The organism is Parabacteroides sp. AF14-59 (genome assembly GCF_003479515.1).
Taxonomy (GTDB): domain Bacteria; phylum Bacteroidota; class Bacteroidia; order Bacteroidales; family Tannerellaceae; genus Parabacteroides; species Parabacteroides faecis.
In genome coordinates this window covers 1-18,303 of the sequence record NZ_QUHH01000030.1, presented here as the reverse complement: position 1 = coordinate 18,303, position 18,303 = coordinate 1, and the positions used below count along the sequence as shown (strand labels likewise).

Annotated in this window: 16 protein-coding genes; 11 read left to right on the top strand and 5 right to left on the bottom strand. The window is 41.1% G+C overall.

The annotated features are described in order from the left end of the window. The first annotated feature begins 362 nt into the window (after positions 1–362). From DWW23_RS22885 to DWW23_RS22875, 4 genes are all read left to right on the top strand, one after another. Complete coding sequence (locus DWW23_RS22885; RefSeq protein WP_122356555.1) at positions 363–1,781, top strand: energy transducer TonB; 1,419 nt, start codon at positions 363–365, stop codon at positions 1,779–1,781. 12 nt (positions 1,782–1,793) lie between these two features. Next, a complete protein-coding gene (locus DWW23_RS22880) occupies positions 1,794–2,834 on the top strand; it encodes an immunoglobulin-like domain-containing protein (RefSeq protein ID WP_233564426.1) in 1,041 nt (346 codons plus the stop codon). Positions 2,835–2,839: 5 nt separating this feature from the next. Continuing rightward, on the top strand, positions 2,840–2,998 hold the full coding sequence (locus DWW23_RS26825) for a TonB family protein (RefSeq protein WP_316251422.1): 159 nt from the start codon (positions 2,840–2,842) through the stop codon (positions 2,996–2,998). Positions 2,999–3,121: 123 nt separating this feature from the next. Continuing rightward, entirely contained in the window at positions 3,122–4,477 is a 1,356-nt protein-coding gene (locus tag DWW23_RS22875) for a TonB family protein (protein WP_122356553.1), read from the top strand. Between the two features lie 163 nt (positions 4,478–4,640). Here the strand turns inward: DWW23_RS22875 and DWW23_RS22870 are convergent, their stop codons facing one another. The 5 genes from DWW23_RS22870 to DWW23_RS22850 form a co-directional block, all read right to left on the bottom strand. Beyond that, positions 4,641–5,414 (bottom strand): prephenate dehydrogenase/arogenate dehydrogenase family protein, encoded by a 774-nt coding sequence (locus DWW23_RS22870; protein WP_122356551.1) that lies wholly within the window; start codon positions 5,412–5,414, stop codon positions 4,641–4,643. Between the two features lie 3 nt (positions 5,415–5,417). After that, positions 5,418–6,485: a bifunctional 3-deoxy-7-phosphoheptulonate synthase/chorismate mutase type II gene (locus DWW23_RS22865; protein WP_183671854.1), complete on the bottom strand. Its 1,068-nt coding sequence runs from the start codon at positions 6,483–6,485 to the stop codon at positions 5,418–5,420. 12 nt (positions 6,486–6,497) lie between these two features. Beyond that, a complete protein-coding gene (locus DWW23_RS22860) occupies positions 6,498–7,688 on the bottom strand; it encodes a pyridoxal phosphate-dependent aminotransferase (protein WP_122356549.1) in 1,191 nt (396 codons plus the stop codon). Next, positions 7,663–8,508: a prephenate dehydratase gene (locus DWW23_RS22855; RefSeq protein ID WP_122356547.1), complete on the bottom strand. Its 846-nt coding sequence runs from the start codon at positions 8,506–8,508 to the stop codon at positions 7,663–7,665. The genes DWW23_RS22860 and DWW23_RS22855 overlap by 26 nt, the downstream gene beginning before the upstream one ends. A gap of 263 nt (positions 8,509–8,771) precedes the next feature. Continuing rightward, entirely contained in the window at positions 8,772–9,698 is a 927-nt protein-coding gene (locus tag DWW23_RS22850; protein WP_122356545.1) for a hydrogen peroxide-inducible genes activator, read from the bottom strand. 223 nt (positions 9,699–9,921) lie between these two features. Between DWW23_RS22850 and DWW23_RS22845 the strand changes: the two genes are divergently transcribed. The 7 genes from DWW23_RS22845 to DWW23_RS22815 all read left to right on the top strand — a co-directional run bounded on the left by DWW23_RS22845 (position 9,922) and on the right by DWW23_RS22815 (position 18,283). Next, positions 9,922–10,410 carry a Dps family protein gene (locus DWW23_RS22845; protein WP_122356543.1) on the top strand — a complete coding sequence of 163 codons (489 nt, stop codon included), beginning with the start codon at positions 9,922–9,924 and terminating at the stop codon, positions 10,408–10,410. A gap of 531 nt (positions 10,411–10,941) precedes the next feature. Next, positions 10,942–12,054 (top strand): MraY family glycosyltransferase, encoded by a 1,113-nt coding sequence (locus DWW23_RS22840; RefSeq protein ID WP_122356541.1) that lies wholly within the window; start codon positions 10,942–10,944, stop codon positions 12,052–12,054. 80 nt (positions 12,055–12,134) lie between these two features. After that, positions 12,135–13,340, top strand: coding sequence for a UDP-N-acetyl-D-mannosamine dehydrogenase (gene wecC / locus DWW23_RS22835; protein WP_122356539.1), 1,206 nt, complete (start codon positions 12,135–12,137; stop codon positions 13,338–13,340). A 68-nt stretch (positions 13,341–13,408) separates the two neighbouring features. After that, a complete protein-coding gene (locus tag DWW23_RS22830; protein ID WP_122356537.1) occupies positions 13,409–14,923 on the top strand; it encodes an oligosaccharide flippase family protein in 1,515 nt (504 codons plus the stop codon). A gap of 3 nt (positions 14,924–14,926) precedes the next feature. After that, positions 14,927–16,174 carry a Coenzyme F420 hydrogenase/dehydrogenase, beta subunit C-terminal domain gene (locus DWW23_RS22825; RefSeq protein WP_122356535.1) on the top strand — a complete coding sequence of 416 codons (1,248 nt, stop codon included), beginning with the start codon at positions 14,927–14,929 and terminating at the stop codon, positions 16,172–16,174. Next, positions 16,171–17,307 carry a polysaccharide pyruvyl transferase family protein gene (locus DWW23_RS22820; protein ID WP_122356533.1) on the top strand — a complete coding sequence of 379 codons (1,137 nt, stop codon included), beginning with the start codon at positions 16,171–16,173 and terminating at the stop codon, positions 17,305–17,307. The genes DWW23_RS22825 and DWW23_RS22820 overlap by 4 nt, the downstream gene beginning before the upstream one ends. Before the next feature lie 10 nt (positions 17,308–17,317). Beyond that, a complete protein-coding gene (locus DWW23_RS22815) occupies positions 17,318–18,283 on the top strand; it encodes a glycosyltransferase family 2 protein (protein WP_122356531.1) in 966 nt (321 codons plus the stop codon). Positions 18,284–18,303: the final 20 nt, after the last annotated feature.

Here is an 18,303-nt window from a genome sequence, read left to right as displayed (position 1 = left end):
TCGCCAGCTGAGGCCTTTCAAAGGAAGCGGAGCTTCCTCTTAGGATTGCCGATACCGTCTGTTAAAGTCGAAAACACCTGTTGTATTATAAAGGTGTCGGTATCGGCAATCCCTAAAGAACGCTTTGCGTTCTCTGACAGGCCTCAGCGGGTGAGCGTCCGCTCCGTCTTTCCCCGTAGCAGCGAAGCCGGTGCAGCCTTGAACTTTTGGTTACTTTTCTTTCAAGAGAAAAGTAACATTCAATTCTGATAAATTACGAACCGCAGTAGTTCCTATACCAGGTATCTCTTTAAAAATAAGCCGGAGATAAGCATTTTCCTTTCTTTATTCCGTATATTTGAAAACGAATCAAAAAGAGCGGTATGGAGAATTATTATCTTTCACTTGTATGTCTCTGTTGCGCGTGGCTTGTTTCTTCCTGCAATGTCTCCACTTCCCGCAAGCAGACAGACTTAATGATGAAAGACAGTATTTGTGAGACTCCGGCTCACAATATGTCAACTAGGGAAATCCCTGCCCAGGAAGTACCGATGCGGTTATTGGAAAAGCTGGCGGAACTTTACGGGGATGAACCTCCCGGATTTACCGGTTTTTCAGTCACTAATAAGAACTGTCCTGATTTTATTTGCGGCGTATATGTGAACGAATCCAATAGGTTGGTGGTCCAGATTAAAGGCGATTCTATTGTGGCACGTAAACGGTTGGAAGATGTGTTGGATTCGAAAGACTTTCTCATTGAAACCGATGCTATATATACCCAAAAAGAACTGATAGCACTTAAAGAACAACTACTTGACAGACAAATAATATTGGGTGATTTACCCCTTCTCAGGAATGTGTCTTATACTAAAATGAGAACGCATGATATTGAAATATGCCTGATTGTCAATACTCCGGAGGAGCAAAAAAAGTTTCGTGAGCAGGTCATGGACTCTCCGGCTTTCTGTTTTACCGGACCGGAAATCCCCGATGGAAATACAGTGGTGGGAGTGAGTGATACGATGGGGATTGTTCTTCGTCCGGAGTATCCCGTCTATTCAACGGCAACAAAAGAAATCCGGTTTATCTTGTATAATAGCAGCAGGCATATGGTTCATTGCGACAGATATTATTTTATTACCTGTGAGGATGAAGAAGGCGTATGGCATCAATTATCCGGGAATCATTATGCTTTTTTAGATGTTGCTAACGGGGTGGGGAGCGGTGAATATACAGAGTTTTCTGCCGGTCTTAATCTGGATATATATAAGAATCGTGCGGGGTGTTACCGTTTTTTCTTTCATGTAATTCCCGGAGATGTGGGGTTTGCAACAAAAGTACTGATGATGGCTAAATTTCGCCTTTCGGATGATAAGGAGGAACTAAACCGAATAACTAAAAATCCTATGCCCGAAAGCTTCCTGGGAGGTTTGTCTGAACAGGAATTTCGTAAACAGGAAAAGCATATGCTGGAAACAACCGTATTCACAGTCGTAGAACAGATGCCCGAGTTTTCAGAAGGAGGACAAAAAGCCCTGTTAGCTTTTATAGCAGATAACATCCCGGAAAATATAACCGGAGAAGGACGTGCAACAGTCTCTTTTACTGTAGAAAAGGATGGCTCGTTGAGCGATATCAAGGTTGTTCGTTCTTCTTCGTACAAAGAACTCGATGACGAAGCAATCCGTATTGTTCGGAAAATGCCGAAATGGATACCAGGTAAACACCGTGGAAAGACTGTCAGAGTAAAATATACCATTCCGGTCACTTTCCGTAAGAAGCAGGAGAGTAATAATCAATAAATCAGATGAAGTATGGAAAATCGACTTCTTTTATCAGTATGTATCGGTGGCCTGTTGTTTACTTTTGCCTGCAACATCTCCACTTCTCGTAAATCGGCGGACACGATGCCGAAAGACAGTATTAGTGAGACTCCGGCTCATAATATGTCAGGTCGGGAAGTCCCTGCCCAGGAAGTACCGATGCGGTTATTGGAAAAGCTGGGTGAACTCTATGGAGATAATCCTCCCGGAGTTGTCGGCTTTTCGGTCGAGAGCAAGAAGTGTCCCAACTTTATCGGCGGCATCTATATTGATGATCGGGATACGTTGGTTTTCCAAATCAGGGGTGACTCTGCCACTGTCCGTAAACAACTGGAAGAGATATTGGGATCGAAGGAGTTCATTGTCGAACCAGGTTTGACCTATACTCAAAAAGAACTTTTAGCAATTAACGAGAAACTGACTGAACGATGGCGGCAACTCGAAAGAACTCCTGTGATGCGTAATGTGATAAGTACAGGGGTAGGAACACATGCTATCGAGATATGCCTGATTGTCAATACTCCTGAGAAACAAAAGGAATTCCGTGAGAATGTGATGGACTCCCCGGCTTTCCGTTTTACCGGTCCTGAGGTGCCCCCCATAAATACAACAGAAGGAGTGAATGATAAAAAAGGTGTTGCTCTTCGTCCCGAATACACTGTTTATTCAACGGAAACCAAGCAGGTAAAATTTATCTTATACAATCATAGCGGAGGTCCTGTTTATTGCGGTGCACATTATTACATCACCTATGAAGACGACAAAGGTGTCTGGCGCAAACTGCCTATCAATGATTTTGCAGTCGATATCCTTTATAGTGTAGAAAATGGAGACTGTAGGGAGTTCTCTGCTTCCCTTTACCCCGATGTGTATCCGAACCATACCGGACGTTATCGTTTTTTCTATGATGTTACCATCGGAGATATGCAGGTTGGTGACAAACTGTTGATGATGGCAGAATTTCGCTTGTCGGATAGCAAACAGGAACTGGCACAGGCTGCCAAGACACCTGTTCCCGAAACGATTCGCTAAGTGACATTCAGGTCATTCGTTCTTCTTCATATAAAGAACTCGATGACGAAGCAATCCGTATTGTTCGGAAAATGCCGAAATGGATACCTGGCAGGCAGCGTGGTAAACCGGTAAAAGTAAAATATACCGTTCCGGTAGATTTCCATAAAGGAGAAAATAACTAACAGGAATGAGATGGCAGGTATTGAATTTCCTGCCTCTTTTTTTAATAAGTGAGAAGTAGGCCTTCTCTTATCTTTTTTCTGTATATTTGGAAACAGTATAACGTCTAATAGGAGGGTCTGTTTATGCGAATCATAGGATTTCTATTCGTGTACCTGTTTTCGTTGGCCGATTTGGGTGCACAGGTAAAAGACCGGTATCTTGAACTCACTCATGATACTCTTTCTGCCGAAATGGTTGGTACTAACTTCCTGCGTACGACATTTTCTTCCGTTCCGCAGGCTTTCTTTATGAATAAGGATTGCATGAACGATTGTAAAGCCTGGGAAATAGAACAGTTGGACGATATCTATCGGTTCAAAGCGGTTGAGGGCCATAACCTTTTTCATTATTCTACAGACGAATTATCAGCTAAAACGATGGAAGCATTGGCTGACCGGGAGTTATATGACCTGCTTTCGAATCTGTTCCGCCGTGCCTTCCTGCTGGCAGAAGATGCAGACGGATATAGTCTCGGCCTGGATGGGTATACCTGTTATTTCGCTTCTACGGATACTTGTGGAAAAGTGAGCGTCGGTTTGAAATGGGCACCTGAGGTCGGTTCTTTGTGCCGCGAATTGACCGACCTGGGAGATTCCGTTTACAGCCGGATTGTCAGGAATGAGACTGATTGGGCTTTGACGAAGCAGGCTGCTGCCGCCCTTTTGGAGAAATTGGAAAAAGAACCTGTCGATACTGTCCGTAATCCGGTTTATCGCGGCATCTGGCAGCTGGGATTACAACAGAAGAATCCGGTGGAGTTAAGTGAGGAACCTCAATTCCCCGGTTTTGTAGATATTGAAGCGTATTTTTATAATAAGATGGAGTATCCGGCAGATATGTTAAAAGCAAACAGGGGTGGTTACGCCGTTTGCCAGTTTACGATAGACACAATGGGAATGGTAAAAGATGTTTTTACGCTGGATAGTAGTGAGCCTGCCTGTGAAAAAGAGGTAAAGCGTCTGATAAATACAATGTCGCATTGGCTTCCGGCCTATGATAAAGCCGGCAAACGGGTGGAATGTATGTACGCAGTTTATGTCTCGTTCCGTCCGCAACGTTATTATACCCGGCAGAAAATACGCGAAGCATGGGATAAACAGAAAGAACAGCTGTTTGTCAATTATGAATCGGTAGCGGAGTTTCCAGGCGGTAGTGCTGCCTGTTTAGAGTTTATCAGGAAACATGTACAATATCCTTCTTCGTATATCGGTTCGAATAAGAATGTGAAGGTTACTTGTACATATACTATAAATACGTATGGAGAGTTGAAGGATTTTGAAGTTATTCGCAGTAGTAATATTCCTGAATTTGATGAAGAGGCTTTGCGGGTACTTCGACTTATGCCGCGTTGGAAGCCGGCAACCAGTTGCTATCAGCAACCTCGTTTTATAGAATGCAGATATACTATTCCTGTTATATTTACAGACCCGGGGAAATAAGAATCGTTATCGTTATGTTTTTATTAAGAGAGGAGGAAGATAATCTCTAACATCCCCTGCATCTGCCTTGCTATTGCGGATCTTATGTTTACTGTCGTTTGTGAACCGGCTTCGCTCAAACAGGTCAGCGAGTTCACAGACGACAGTGGAATTTATCGGTTCATTACTCGATATTCTTACGAATCTTAGTCAGATACTCCTTCATCGCATCGGAATCTTTATCTTTGATGATATCTTGCAGGATATTCAATTCCTCCTGTATCCGGGAAATCTGTTTCGGAGTACGTGGATTGAAGAGAATTTCTGTCAATAGGTAATCATCTTCAGACAGCAATCCGCGTGCAATCTTCATGTGACGTTTGAACGTTGTACCCGGTGCATCCTGATGTTTCATGATGGCGGCAAATACCATGGTCGAAGCAAACGGTATACCTAAAGAATAAGCAACCACCTTATCATGTTCCTCAAACGTATATTCACGTATATTCAGGCGAAGGCTGGAATAGATATCTTTGAAGAAGATCTTTCCCAAATGGTCACCTTCCGATATGATGATCGTATTTTCCTTTTCCAGATTTCCCAGATTGGCAAAAGTCGGACCGAACATCGGGTGAGTGGAGACATACGGGAATCCGCAGGTTTCGTAGAACTCTTTCAGATGCGTCTTCACGGAAGCGATATCTGAAATAATACAATACGGTTGCAGATAAGGAAGAACGGTTTTGAACGCATCGATCGTATAATTCAACGTAACGCAATTGATAACCAGTTCGGGAGCAAAGTCTGCCACCTCTTCCGGCTTTTGTAACCGTACAGCATTGTAGATGAAACGCATGCGCTTCGGATCATTTTCCAATACAGCTACTTCGTGATCAAAACTCAGCAAATCGGTGAAGAAAGAACCCATCTTTCCGGCACCTAATATTAATATCTTCATTTCTTATTCATTCATGATGATCATCTGCTGACGAACAGACTCTTCGTGTATCTCTTTCAATATTTCCTTTACAAACTCAACATTCAGCTCCATTGTCTGTCCCATGTCCGAACGTTTTTCCAGTATTTCGCTGTAACGCGGTGACTGTAGGATGGGCATGTTGTGCTCCTTCTTATACACACCGATCTCACGGGAGATACGCATACGTTTAGCCAGCAACTCAAGCAATTGTTCGTCGATACCGTCGATCTGGCGGCGCAGTTCGGCCAGGTTTTCCGTTGTCTGTGTCTCGTTACGGATAACCAGCAGGTTGACAACATAATCCAGCACATCCGGAGTGATTTGCTGTGAAGCATCGCTCCATGCACAATCCGGACACGGATGAGATTCGATCATCAGACCGTCGAAGCTCAGGTCCATAGCCTGCTGTGAAAGCGGAGCGATCAGTTCGCGTTTACCACCGATATGGCTAGGATCGCAGAAGATCGGCAGGTTCGGCATGCGGCGGCGCAGTTCGATAGGAATATGCCACAGCGGCAGGTTACGGTACATCTTCTTGTCATACGAGCTGAATCCGCGGTGGATAGCTCCCAGTTTGTGGATACCGGCTCCGTACAGACGTTCGAATGCACCGATCCACAATTCCAGGTCCGGGTTTACCGGGTTCTTGATCAGGACAGGAATATCTACCCCTTTCAACGCATCGGCAATCTCCTGTACGGCGAATGGATTGACGGTTGTACGGGCGCCGATCCACAAGATATCGATCCCTGCTTTCAAAGCTTCGAATACGTGGTCTTTCGTTGCCACTTCGGTAGCGACATACATGCCTGTCTCTTTTTTCACACGTTTCAGCCATTGTAATCCGACTGCACCGATACCTTCGAATCCTCCCGGTTTTGTACGTGGTTTCCAGATCCCTGCACGGAATATTTTAACACCTTTCGATGCAAGCTGTTGAGCTGCCTCCATTACTTGTTCTTCTGTTTCGGCGCTACACGGTCCCGAGATGATGATGGGACGCTGAGGGTCCACACCGGGTAATAAGATTGATTCTAATTCCATTTCCATGATTGTATACTTTTATTTGTTTATTTCTAATTGTTTGATTCTGTTTAATGCTTCCTGTAATGCTTCATTCTTGCAGCAAAGGGAGATGCGGATATAACGTTCGCCACAGCAGCCGAAAATAAATCCGGGAGTGATAAAGACATTGGCCTCGTACAACACTTTGTTTGCCAGCGCTTCGCTGCCTTCCGCTTCTGCCGGAATTTTTCCCCAAAGGAACATGCCTACCTGGTTTTCATCATACGTACATCCTATAGCATGCATGATCTGTCCGGCCAGGTCGCGGCGGCTGCGATAAGTACGGTTCATATTGTCGTACCATTCTTTCGGAGCTTTCAGGGCTTCCACCGCAGCATGCTGCATCGGTTTGAACTGGCCCGAGTCGATATTGCTCTTAACCTTCAGTATCCATTGAACGAACTGTGCATTTGAAGCCAGCATAGCCATACGCCATCCGGGCATGTTGTGCGCCTTGCTCATCGAATTCATTTCGATGCAGATGTCTTTTGCTCCCGGCACACTGAGGATACTTAGCGGATGCTCGTTCAGGATAAAACTGTATGGATTGTCATTACATATAATAATCCCGTGTTTGCGTCCGAAAGCAACCAGCTTTTCAAAAAGCTCCATGCTAGCATTGGCTCCGGTCGGCATATTGGGGTAATTCACCCACATCAGCTTCACATTGGAAAGATCGCTCTCTTCCAGTGCTTCGAAATCCGGTTGCCACCCCAATTCCTCTTTCAGTTCATAGGGAATAAGGTTTGCCTGTACCAGCTTGCTTACCGAACTGTAGGTCGGATAGCCCGGGTTGGGAACCAATACGCCGTCGCCCGGATTCAGGAAAGCCAGTGAGATATGCAGGATACCTTCTTTGGATCCGATCAGCGGCTGGATCTCCGTCTTCGGGTCCAACTCCACATCATACCAGGTCTTGTACCAGTCTGCGAAACCTTTACGTAATTCCGGAATACCTACATACGGCTGATAACCATGCTCATTGGCATTGTGGGCATGTTCGCACAATGTCTCGATCGTCTGTTCCGAAGGAGGCAGGTCGGGACTACCTACGCCCAGGCTGATTACATTCTTGCCTGCGGCATTCATTTCGGCTACCTCTTTCAGTTTCTTCGAGAAGTAGTATTCCTGTACGCTGCCGACACGGTCGGCAGGTGTGATATTACACACTTTGTTTTCCTTCTGCATATTCACCTAAAATTTTTAAGTCCTTTGTTAATGGTATGATCGCATCCAATGCTTGTTTGTATCTGGTATAATCAGTAAATGTCAGGTCGATATAGAACAAATATTCCCATTCGCGTCCGATGATCGGGAGCGATTGTATTTTAGAAAGATTCATGTCGTAAAAAGAGAGGATGGAGAGCACTTTGGAAAGACTACCGGAAGTATGGGGGAGAGCGAATACCAGTGAGGATTTGTTGATGTCTGCCTTTTCAAGCATGTCTTCAGCCGTCCATCGGTCTGCCAGGGCAAGGAAGCGAGTGAAGTTTCGTTTGTTTGTCTCGATCCCTTCGGCAAGGATTTCCATGTTGTATATTTGAGCAGCCAGCTTACCGCAGACGGCGGCGTGTCCTTTCAGGTTATTCTCGGAAATCCAGCGGGCGCTCATGGCGGTATCTTCTTTTTCCACCATCTTCACGTTCGGCAGGGTATCGAGGAAGTCGGTACATTGCATCAGTGCGATCGGGTGGGAGTTGACTTCCGTTATTTCGTGTATCGTCGTACCCGGCAGTGCAACCAGCGAATGCGAAATACGCAGTTTGTATTCACCGATCACCCGCAGACCGCTTTCACGTATCAGTTCATGATTCTGCAGCAGGCTTCCGGCAATCGTATTCTCGATGGCCATCAGACCCAATATCGTGGAGTCTTTCTTGATGGTCGTGATTACATCTCTGAATGTATTGCATCCAACAATCTCAATTTCTCCACCTTCATAGAAGCTACGGGCTGCGATGTCGTGATACGAACCGGCTATTCCCTGAATTGCTACTCTCTTTTTCATCTTTCTGTCTTAAAGTCATAAAAAAAGTCCCACCGTAACCGGCAGGACTTCATATTATTATTGATACATATTATCTATCATCAACGCTTTACATATAAATTCCTGCCTTCACTTTGCTAAAGTAAAAGTAATAAAAGAAATATGTAAAGCTAAATCGATTCATTTGTCTCGTTTGTTTTTAAATACGCAGCAAAAGTAACGCTTTTTTGGAAACTACAAGCGAAAAGTGATATTTTTTTTGTGTTACCCTATAAAAATAATGTTCAGACTACTTTTAATCCGGCTTGCAGTGTCAACATTTCTTTCGGAACGGACTTTTTAATGCTCTCGATCAGCATGCCTGCGATCGTATGGCGGATAAAATCCTTGCGGGTGATCCAGACGATTTCGCGTGCCGGTTTAGGGATTGCAAAAGGACGTACCAGTGCTTTTTGTTCCTCGCTGAGTTGCAGAGTTGCCAGTTCCGGTATGAAAGTGACGCCATTTCCGCTTTCTACCATTCGCATGAATGTTTCCAGGCTTCCCAGGCGGTAGGCAGCCTGACGCAGTTTTACTTTCTCCATCTGGCAGAAGCGCATCAACTGGTCGCGGAAACAATGTCCTTCATCCAGCAGCCAGAGATGTTCGTCACTGATGTCTGCGGTACGGATCAGATCCTTTTTGAAGACCGGATCGTTCTTGGCAACATACCCGAAAAATTGCTCATAATATAATGTATCGCCTTGCAACTGGTTTTCCGACGGTTGGTTGGCAATGATAGCAGCATCGATCTCTCCGTTCAGTATGGCTGCCATGGTCGGAGCCGTTTTCATTTCCAGGATACGGATATCCAGTTCCGGATGCTTTTCCGACAACTGCTGGAAGAAACGGGGAAGCAGATACGGCGCGATGGTCGGGAGTACTGCCAGGCGGAATGTACCTTTCAGCGACTGTTCTTCTTCATTAACGATATCTTTGATCAGGGAAGCCTGATAAAGAACCGTACGTGCCTGGTCAATTACCTTGCGTCCGGCTGGAGTAGGGCAGACCGGCTGCATATTACGATCGAATAGTTTGATCCCTAGTTCGTCTTCCAGTTTCTGGATCATCATACTGAGGGTAGGCTGTGTCACTCTGCAATGTTCTGCCGCTTTGGCAAAATGGCGGTATGTGTCTACCGCAAGGATGTACTCAAGTTGCTGTATATTCATTGTCTTTCAATTCTCATGATATTAATCCTTACGAAAATCAATTACAAAGATATAAAAATTCTGTTATGTAGCGTATTACTTTAAATCTTTGTATAAGGTGAAATTGTTTTGATAGATTTTATCTATTAGTGTATAGTAATTATCTGTTTGACAGATGTTTATATCTAGTGTATCTTTGCAGTATAGAAAAACAAAAACGTATAACATATAAAAATTAAGAATTATGAAAACATTAGATTATTTGCATTTAGATGCATCAGCAGCAAACAAAGTAGTAGAAGCATTACAGCAGTTATTGGCCGATTACCAGGTATTCTATACAAACCTGCGCGGATTTCATTGGAACATTAAAGGACATGGTTTCTTCGTACTTCACAGTAAATTTGAAGAAATGTATGACGATGCAGCCGAAAAGGTAGACGAACTGGCAGAACGTATCTTGATGTTGGGTGGTGTACCTGTAAACAAATTCAGTGAATATCTGAAAGTGGCAAGAGTAAAAGAAGTATCAGGTGTTTCTTGTGGCGATGAGGCTTTGGAAAATGTCCTGAACACTTACGGACAGTTTATTGCGGAAGAACGTAAACTTCTTTCCCTTGCATCGGAAGCAGGAGATGAAGCTACAGTTGCACTGATGAGCGATTATCTGAAAGAACAGGAAAAATTGGTTTGGATGTTAGTAGCTTATTCTACTTGCGACTGCAAGAAGTAATGAGAAATAAGTATAAGTATTAATAATTCATTCGTTGCGTTAGGAAAGAGGTTACCGTGAGGTAGCCTCTTTTTTTTGTGTAGGGTAGATAAAATTTTATGCAGCGTCTGATATGTAAAATGTGAGGTCTGTTTTCATAGTGGAAAGCCTGTAATTGAACCGGATTTTAGTAACTTCAAAATTGCTTCTTCTTACAATTTTAAACCTGTGAATGAAATATTTATTTTATTGTGTAACAGCTATATATAAGGAAAAATAAGAGATGTGGGCTATTTCTTGAATAATGAGTAATGGCTAGATTAAACGATCGTTTTTTTTAGTCACCGCAAAAGTATGCATAAAAAATTGAATAAACAAAATTAAAAAATCATCATCCCTTGTGAAACATGCCATAATGCAAAATTAGAAGTTTAAAATTAACATTTTATCGATACATGAAAATGACTAAAAAAAACGATCGTTTTTGCTAGTCATTTTCGTCGTTACGATTTGTGACTGACGAACTTTTTTGTGCCCTAAAAACAATGAAAAATGGCTAGTATTATGTTGATTATCACAGGGGTGATAATTTCGATCCTACTTTCTTCTTTTATTATACCGCGGATATTGGTTGTAGCTTTCCGGAAGCGGTTATTTGACATTCCTGACGAAAGAAAAGTCCATCAGGGCATTATTCCTCGTTTAGGAGGTCTCTCTTTTGCTCCCTCTATTCTCTTTACATTATCCTTTACAACGGGGCTTCGTTACCTTATCGGTTACGAGATTCCGGAGGAGATGTTGTGCTTTATCATACCGGAATTTTATTTTTTGGTCTGTGGGTTAACATTACTGTTCCTTGCCGGGATAAAAGATGATCTGGTGGGGTTACGTTATCGTTCGAAGTTTGTTATACAGATTATAGCAGCCGCCATGATCCCTTTATCCGGTTTATGGATAAACAATCTGTATGGCATCTTGGGGATTCATGAATTAACTCCCTGGCTCGGAATACCATTGACTATTTTATTGATTGTGTTTATATGTAATGCGATCAACCTGATTGATGGTATCGATGGCCTGGCTTCAGGTTTGAGTTGTGTATCGTTGATCATTCTAGGTTGCTTGTATATTCATAATCATTTATGGATGTATGCTATGCTTGCATTTGCTTCGTTCGGAGTGCTAGTCCCCTTTTTCTATTATAATGTATTTGGCAAAGTCGAACGATGCCGGAAAATCTTTATGGGGGATACCGGTAGCCTGACATTAGGTTATATCCTATCTTTCTTAATTATCCGTTATTCTGTTTGTGCTCCTGATATTATACCTTACTCGGATGGGGCAATCATTGTTGCATTTTCAACAATAATTATCCCTATGTTCGATGTGATGAGGGTTATGTTTGTACGTTGGCGCAGCCATAAGGGGATATTTGTTGCCGATAAGAATCATATTCATCATAAATTATTGAATATGGGGTTAACGCAGTGGCAAGCTATGTTATTGATATTGATTATGGCTTGCTTATTTAGCGGTGTGAATATTTGTTTGATATCATATATTGACAACAATATTCTGATAGGATTTGATATTCTTGTTTGGACAGGCCTTAATCTATGGTTTGACAGGATACGGAAAAAACATCTGGCAGAAAAGTCTACTTAATGTAGACTTTTAGGAATATCGTTGGATTTTGAAATATTGTAAGAATAAGAATAAATAAGTTTTTTATAAACAGAAAAATTATGAAAGCATGTTTTATGGGGTTGGGATATATTGGACTTCCCACAGCTATCATTGCAGCAAAGCATGGAATAAATGTTTTAGGTGTCGATATCAATCCGGGTGTGGTGGAAATGACAAACCAAGGTAAACTTCATATTATTGAACCAGGGATGGAAGAGTATTTGCAAGAAGTTGTAAATGCAGGATTGTTGAAAGCTTCTACCACTCCTGAAATCAGCGATGCTTATTTTATGGTTGTGCCCACTCCGTTCAAAGGTAATCACGAACCGGATATTTCTTATGTGGAAGCAGCCACCCGCTCCGTTCTTCCTTATTTGAAGGAAGGAGATTTATATGTAATAGAGTCAACATCTCCGGTGGGAACTACTGAAAAGATGCAAAGTCTGATTTTTTCAGAGCGGCCGGAATTGAAAGATAAAATATATATCGCCTATTGTCCGGAACGGGTTTTACCGGGAAATGTCATTTATGAATTAGTCCACAACGATCGTGTGATTGGAGGAATCAATGAAGAATCGACGGAAAAGGCCATTCAATTTTATGGTCGGTTTGTACAGGGAACCTTGCATAAGACGAATAGTAAAACGGCAGAAATGTGTAAATTGACGGAAAATTCATCCCGTGATGTGCAGATCGCTTTCGCCAACGAACTTTCACTCATCTGCGACAAAGCCGGTATCAATGTATGGGAACTGATCGAATTAGCCAACAAGCATCCGCGTGTCAATATTCTGCAGCCTGGAGCGGGAGTAGGAGGGCATTGTATTGCTGTAGACCCTTATTTCATCACAGCCGAATTTCCGTACGAGTCGCAATTGATATCCAAAGCACGAGAAATCAATAATTACAAATCCTTCTGGTGTGCCGAAAAGGTACAGAATGCCATATTAAGGTTTGAATTAGAGCATCACCGCAAACCGGTTGTTGCTATGATGGGACTTGCTTTTAAACCTAATATTGACGATTTGCGTGAATCTCCGGCTAAATATATTACAACCAAAGTGATGCAAGCCTGTAATAATGCGGATATTCTGATTGTTGAGCCAAATGTGAAAGAGCACAAAGTGTTTAAACTGACCGATTATAAAGAAGCCTATGAGAAGGCGGATATTGTGGTGTTTTTAACGGCACATGATCCATTTAAAGAATTATCTTATACGAAAGGTAAGGTTATATTAGATTTTTGTGGTATTTATAAAAGGTAATTATCTGAATATTTTATTTAGCCAAAACAGATTTAGCTTAAGTATAATATAGAACTTCCAATACGAGAATGGACCAACTTAAAGCTGGAGCTTTACTTTCTTATGTGGTTTTAGGGTTGAATACTTTAATAGGATTGCTCTATACGCCATTTATGTTGCGTATGCTAGGACAATCTGAGTTTGGGCTCTACTCATTGGCAGCTTCTGTAATTGCTTATTTAACTGTTTTGGATTTAGGTTTTGGTAATGCGATCGTCCGCTATACCGCCAAATATCGTGCAGAAGGTAAACAAGAAGAACAATATGAAATGTTCGGTATGTTTTTTCTGCTCTATCTGTTTATTAGTGCGTTAGCATTTATCTTAGGTGTACTGTTAGTGGCTAATGTAGATTGTTTGTTTGATACCCATATGACGGTAGATGAGATGGGTAAAATACGGTTGATGTTGTTGTTGATGGCTTTTAATCTGGCGTTTACATTTCCTATGAGTATTTGGGGAGCTATTATTACAGCCTATGAAAATTTTGTATTCCAAAAAGTTATAAATATTGCCCGTATTCTTCTGAATCCAATTGTAATGATCGTTTTGCTTTTGTTAGGCTATAAGGCTGTGGCAATGGTAGTCGTGACAACCTTTTTTAATGTTGCCACTTTAGTAATCAATTGGATTTACTGCAAGAGAAAGCTACATGTCCGTTTACGCTTTACCCATTTTAAATGGGGCTTTTTGAAAGAAGTGTCTATTTATTCTTTCTGGATATTTTTGAATGCTATAATGGACCGGATCTATTGGAGTACAGGACAGTTTGTTTTAGGTATTTTTCAGGGTGCAGCGGTGGTTGCCGTTTATGCAGTAGCTATACAATTGCATAATCTATATATTATGTTTTCTACCGCTATTTCCGGTTTGTTTTTACCTAAAGTAATGGCGATGGTGACACGGAATGAAAATCGTAAAGTAATTTCTGATTTATTTATCAGAACAGGACGCATTCAATTTATTGTAATAGCTTTCGTATTAACTGGTTTTATAATATTTGGTCGTCAATTTATTCAACTTTGGGCAGGCGAAGGGTATGAAAATGCTTATTGGATTTCTCTGTTATTTTTTATACCCTTAACGGTTCCATTAATTCAAAATCTTGGAATTACGATTTTACAGGCTCGTAATGAAATGAAGTTTAGATCTATTTTATATGTGATCATAGCTATCGCTAGTTTGGGACTATCTATTCCAATGGCAAAAAGTTATGGTGGCATAGGTTGTGCTCTTGCAACGGCTTTAGCCCTTACGGCAGGACAAGTTGTGGTAATGAATATTTATTATCAAAGAAAACAAGATATAGATATTATAAAATTTTGGAAAGAGATAGGAAAAATGTCAATTATTCCTCTTATTGTAACATTATTTTCTCTCTTGCTTATATGGAAAATGAATATTGACATATCAAATATTACTCGTTTAGCCGGTGGTATTGTTTTATTTTCTTTATTCTATCTTCCTCTTTCCTGGTTTGGGGCTATGAATGCTTCAGAACGTTCGCTATTTAGTGGCATATTCCTGAAATTGATAAAGAGATAATGTATGATTAATATAGATAGTAAGGAAAAGTGCTGTGGTTGCTGGGCTTGTGTGCAACGCTGTCCAAAACATTGTATTACAATGGTAGAGGATGATGAAGGTTTTCTTTATCCCAAAGTGGACTCATCGCTTTGTATTGATTGTAGTTTATGTGAAAAGGTTTGCCCTGTAATTAATCAGGGGGAACCAAGAATGCCGGAAGGAGTTTATGCTGCAAAGAATTTGAATGAAGAGGTTCGTATGGCTAGTTCTTCCGGGGGAATTTTTACGTTGTTAGCAGAAGAAGTAATAGCTAAGGGTGGTGTTGTTTTTGGTGCCAGATTCAATGAAGAGTGGGATGTAATCCATGATTATGTAGAAACGATAGAAGGTTTATCTGCTTTTCGGGGTTCTAAATATGTACAAAGTAGAGTGGGTAAATGTTATTCACAGGTAGAAGAGTTTTTGAAAAAAGATCGTAAGGTTCTATTTTCTGGTACTCCTTGTCAGGTTGCGGGTTTGAAACGTTTCCTCAGGAAAGAATATGATAATCTTTTGATGGTGGATTTCGTTTGTCATGGCGTTCCGAGTCCGGGTGTATGGCAAGAATATCTGAAGGAGGAAACCGCACGCCAGTGCGGTGGAAAAAAATTAATTTTGTCTCACCCTATATCAAATGGCAGAGACGCTCACATTGAGAGCATCTCGTTTAGAAACAAATGCCTAGGTTGGAAAAAATTCAGTTTTGCTCTCACTATCTCTGTGTCCAATGGACACGGAGAAAAAAAAATAGTTTTGCTTTCAGAGCCTTTAAACAAGAATATTTTCCTGCGAGGCTTCTTGGCAGATTTGTATTTACGTCCGAGTTGTCATGCTTGTCCGGCGAAGAGTTTGAAGAGTGGAAGTGATATTACGATTGGGGATTTTTGGGGAATACAAAATGTGATGCCTGAGATAGATGACAATAAAGGCGTGAGCGTGGTGATGGTGAGTACGGAGAAAGGAAAGGAAATCTGGGGAGAAATTGCAACTATTAACTATGAGGTTACTTTTGATGATGTGGTTGCTGCAAATTCAGCCTTGATTCGTTCCGTGAACCTTAATCGATATCGGAATATGTTTTATGGAAACCGGATGAATACGATAGAAATGCGGGTGGCAAGTTTGACAAGTATTTCCTTTTGCCAACGTTGCCATAGGTTGTTGTCTGTGATTTTGCTAAGGTTGGGACTTCTTGATAGATTGAAGGATAAATTGAAAAAAATATCATGAAGATTGGTATTATTACACAACCGTTAGGTTTCAATTATGGGGGATTGCTGCAAAATTATGCGTTACAAACCGTATTACGCCGTATAGGGCATGAGGTCGTTACCATGGATCAACCGAATTGCCAGATCGGATTGTTTCAGTTGTTAGCCTCTGCAGTTAAGACTTTTTTACTGAAATTGATTGGAAAAGGAAAGGGACGACGTTATCCGTTTGTGGCGAAACCAAGTCAAATAAAGCACATTGCAAGGTATACCGATTCTTTTATTGACAAATATCTAGTGCATTCTACGAAGATGATTGATGCTAATGAGTCTGCCTGTTATGTGCGAGAAAATCATATAGAGGCATTCGTGGTGGGTAGTGATCAAGTGTGGCGGCCTAAGTATAACGTGGACATATACCATTCATTTCTTGATTTTACCAGAGGGATGGATGTGCGGAGAGTAGCGTATGCGGCTTCTTTTGGTGTGGATACGTGGGAGTATTCTTCCCGGGAAACAGATTGTTGCAGGCAATTAGTCCAAACTTTTCAAGCTGTATCGGTACGTGAGGAGTCTGGTGTAACGCTATGTTCAAAATACTTGGGCGTGAAGGCTATCCCTGTACTTGATCCGACCATGCTTCTTGACAAAGAAGATTACGAGTTTTTAGTGGAACAGGAGAATGAATCTTCATGTGATGGAAATATGCTTTGTTACATATTGGATAAGAATGAAACGAAGAATCGGATAGTAAATGAGGTGGCGGAATACTTACATTTATCTCCTTTCACTGTAATGCCGATTCAACCTTTGAATGGAGAGACGATGAAAAATATCAATCAATGTGTGTTCCCTCCGGTGACCAAATGGCTGAGGGGATTTATGGATGCCAGTTTCGTTGTGTGTGATAGTTTTCATGGCGCAGTGTTCAGTATAATTTTTAATAAACCTTTCTTGGTGATAGCTAATCAGGGGCGTGGGATGGCTCGTTTTTATTCCTTGTTGCGTATGTATGGTCTAGAGGATCGATTAGTTACTGATGATATGGATATCTCCTTGCTTGAGAAGCCTATCGATTGGATCGTTGTGAATAGAAAGAGAGAGGAGATGAAAGATATCTCTTTGGCTTTTTTACGGGAAAATTTGAAATAGATTAGTTCTTATGCTTGAAAATCCTAAAGTGTCAGTCATAGTTCCTGTCTATAAGGCAGAAGCTTATTTATATCGTTGTGTGGATAGTCTGTTGGTGCAGACCTTCACTAATTTTGAGATATTACTGATAGATGATGGTAGTCCAGACTGTAGTGGAGAAATCTGCGATGAATACGCAAGAAAGGATACTCGTGTACGGGTATTCCATAAGGAGAATGGTGGAGTGTCTAGTGCTCGGCAATGTGGTTTGGATAACGCTGTTGGCGAATACACCATACATGCTGATCCTGACGATTGGGTTGAACCGGATATGTTGGAGGAACTGTATATAAAAGCAATAGAATCTGGTGCAGATATGTTGATATGTGATTTCTTTGTAAATGCAGGTAATAAACAAATATATTGTAATCAAAAACCGACAGTTTTGGATCATGAAAGAGTTATGTGTGAACTTTTCCAGCATTTGCATGGAAGCTGCTGTAATAAACTAATAAAGAGAGCCTGCTATAATATCTATAATGTAAAATTTCCTGAAAATTTTTCTTTTTGTGAAGATCTTTATACTAATGTCTCATTATTGAAAAATAACATAAAGATCGCATATATTTCGAACGCTTATTATCATTATGTACAGGATATAAATCTCAATTCAATAGTAAAGACATATAGTATTCATGATTTTGAATATTGCAAAATGCTATTGAAAAAGTTTTCAAAACTGACAAGTGGGACATCTTGTTTTGATCTATGTGTATGCAATATGTCTTATTTGATAGTTAGTAGAGCGTTTAAAGCAAATATTTTTACGTCTGTAGAGTTTAAAAATAAATGTGGTAAGTATAGAAAAAATATGTTAGCATATGAATGCCGGAATAGTCTTTTTATGTATGCATTAAATTTATCATGTATCGGGTATTATAAAATTGTTTATTCATTTTTTGTGATAATAAAAAAAATATATAAAGTGTTAATATGATAAGTAATATGGGATGATAT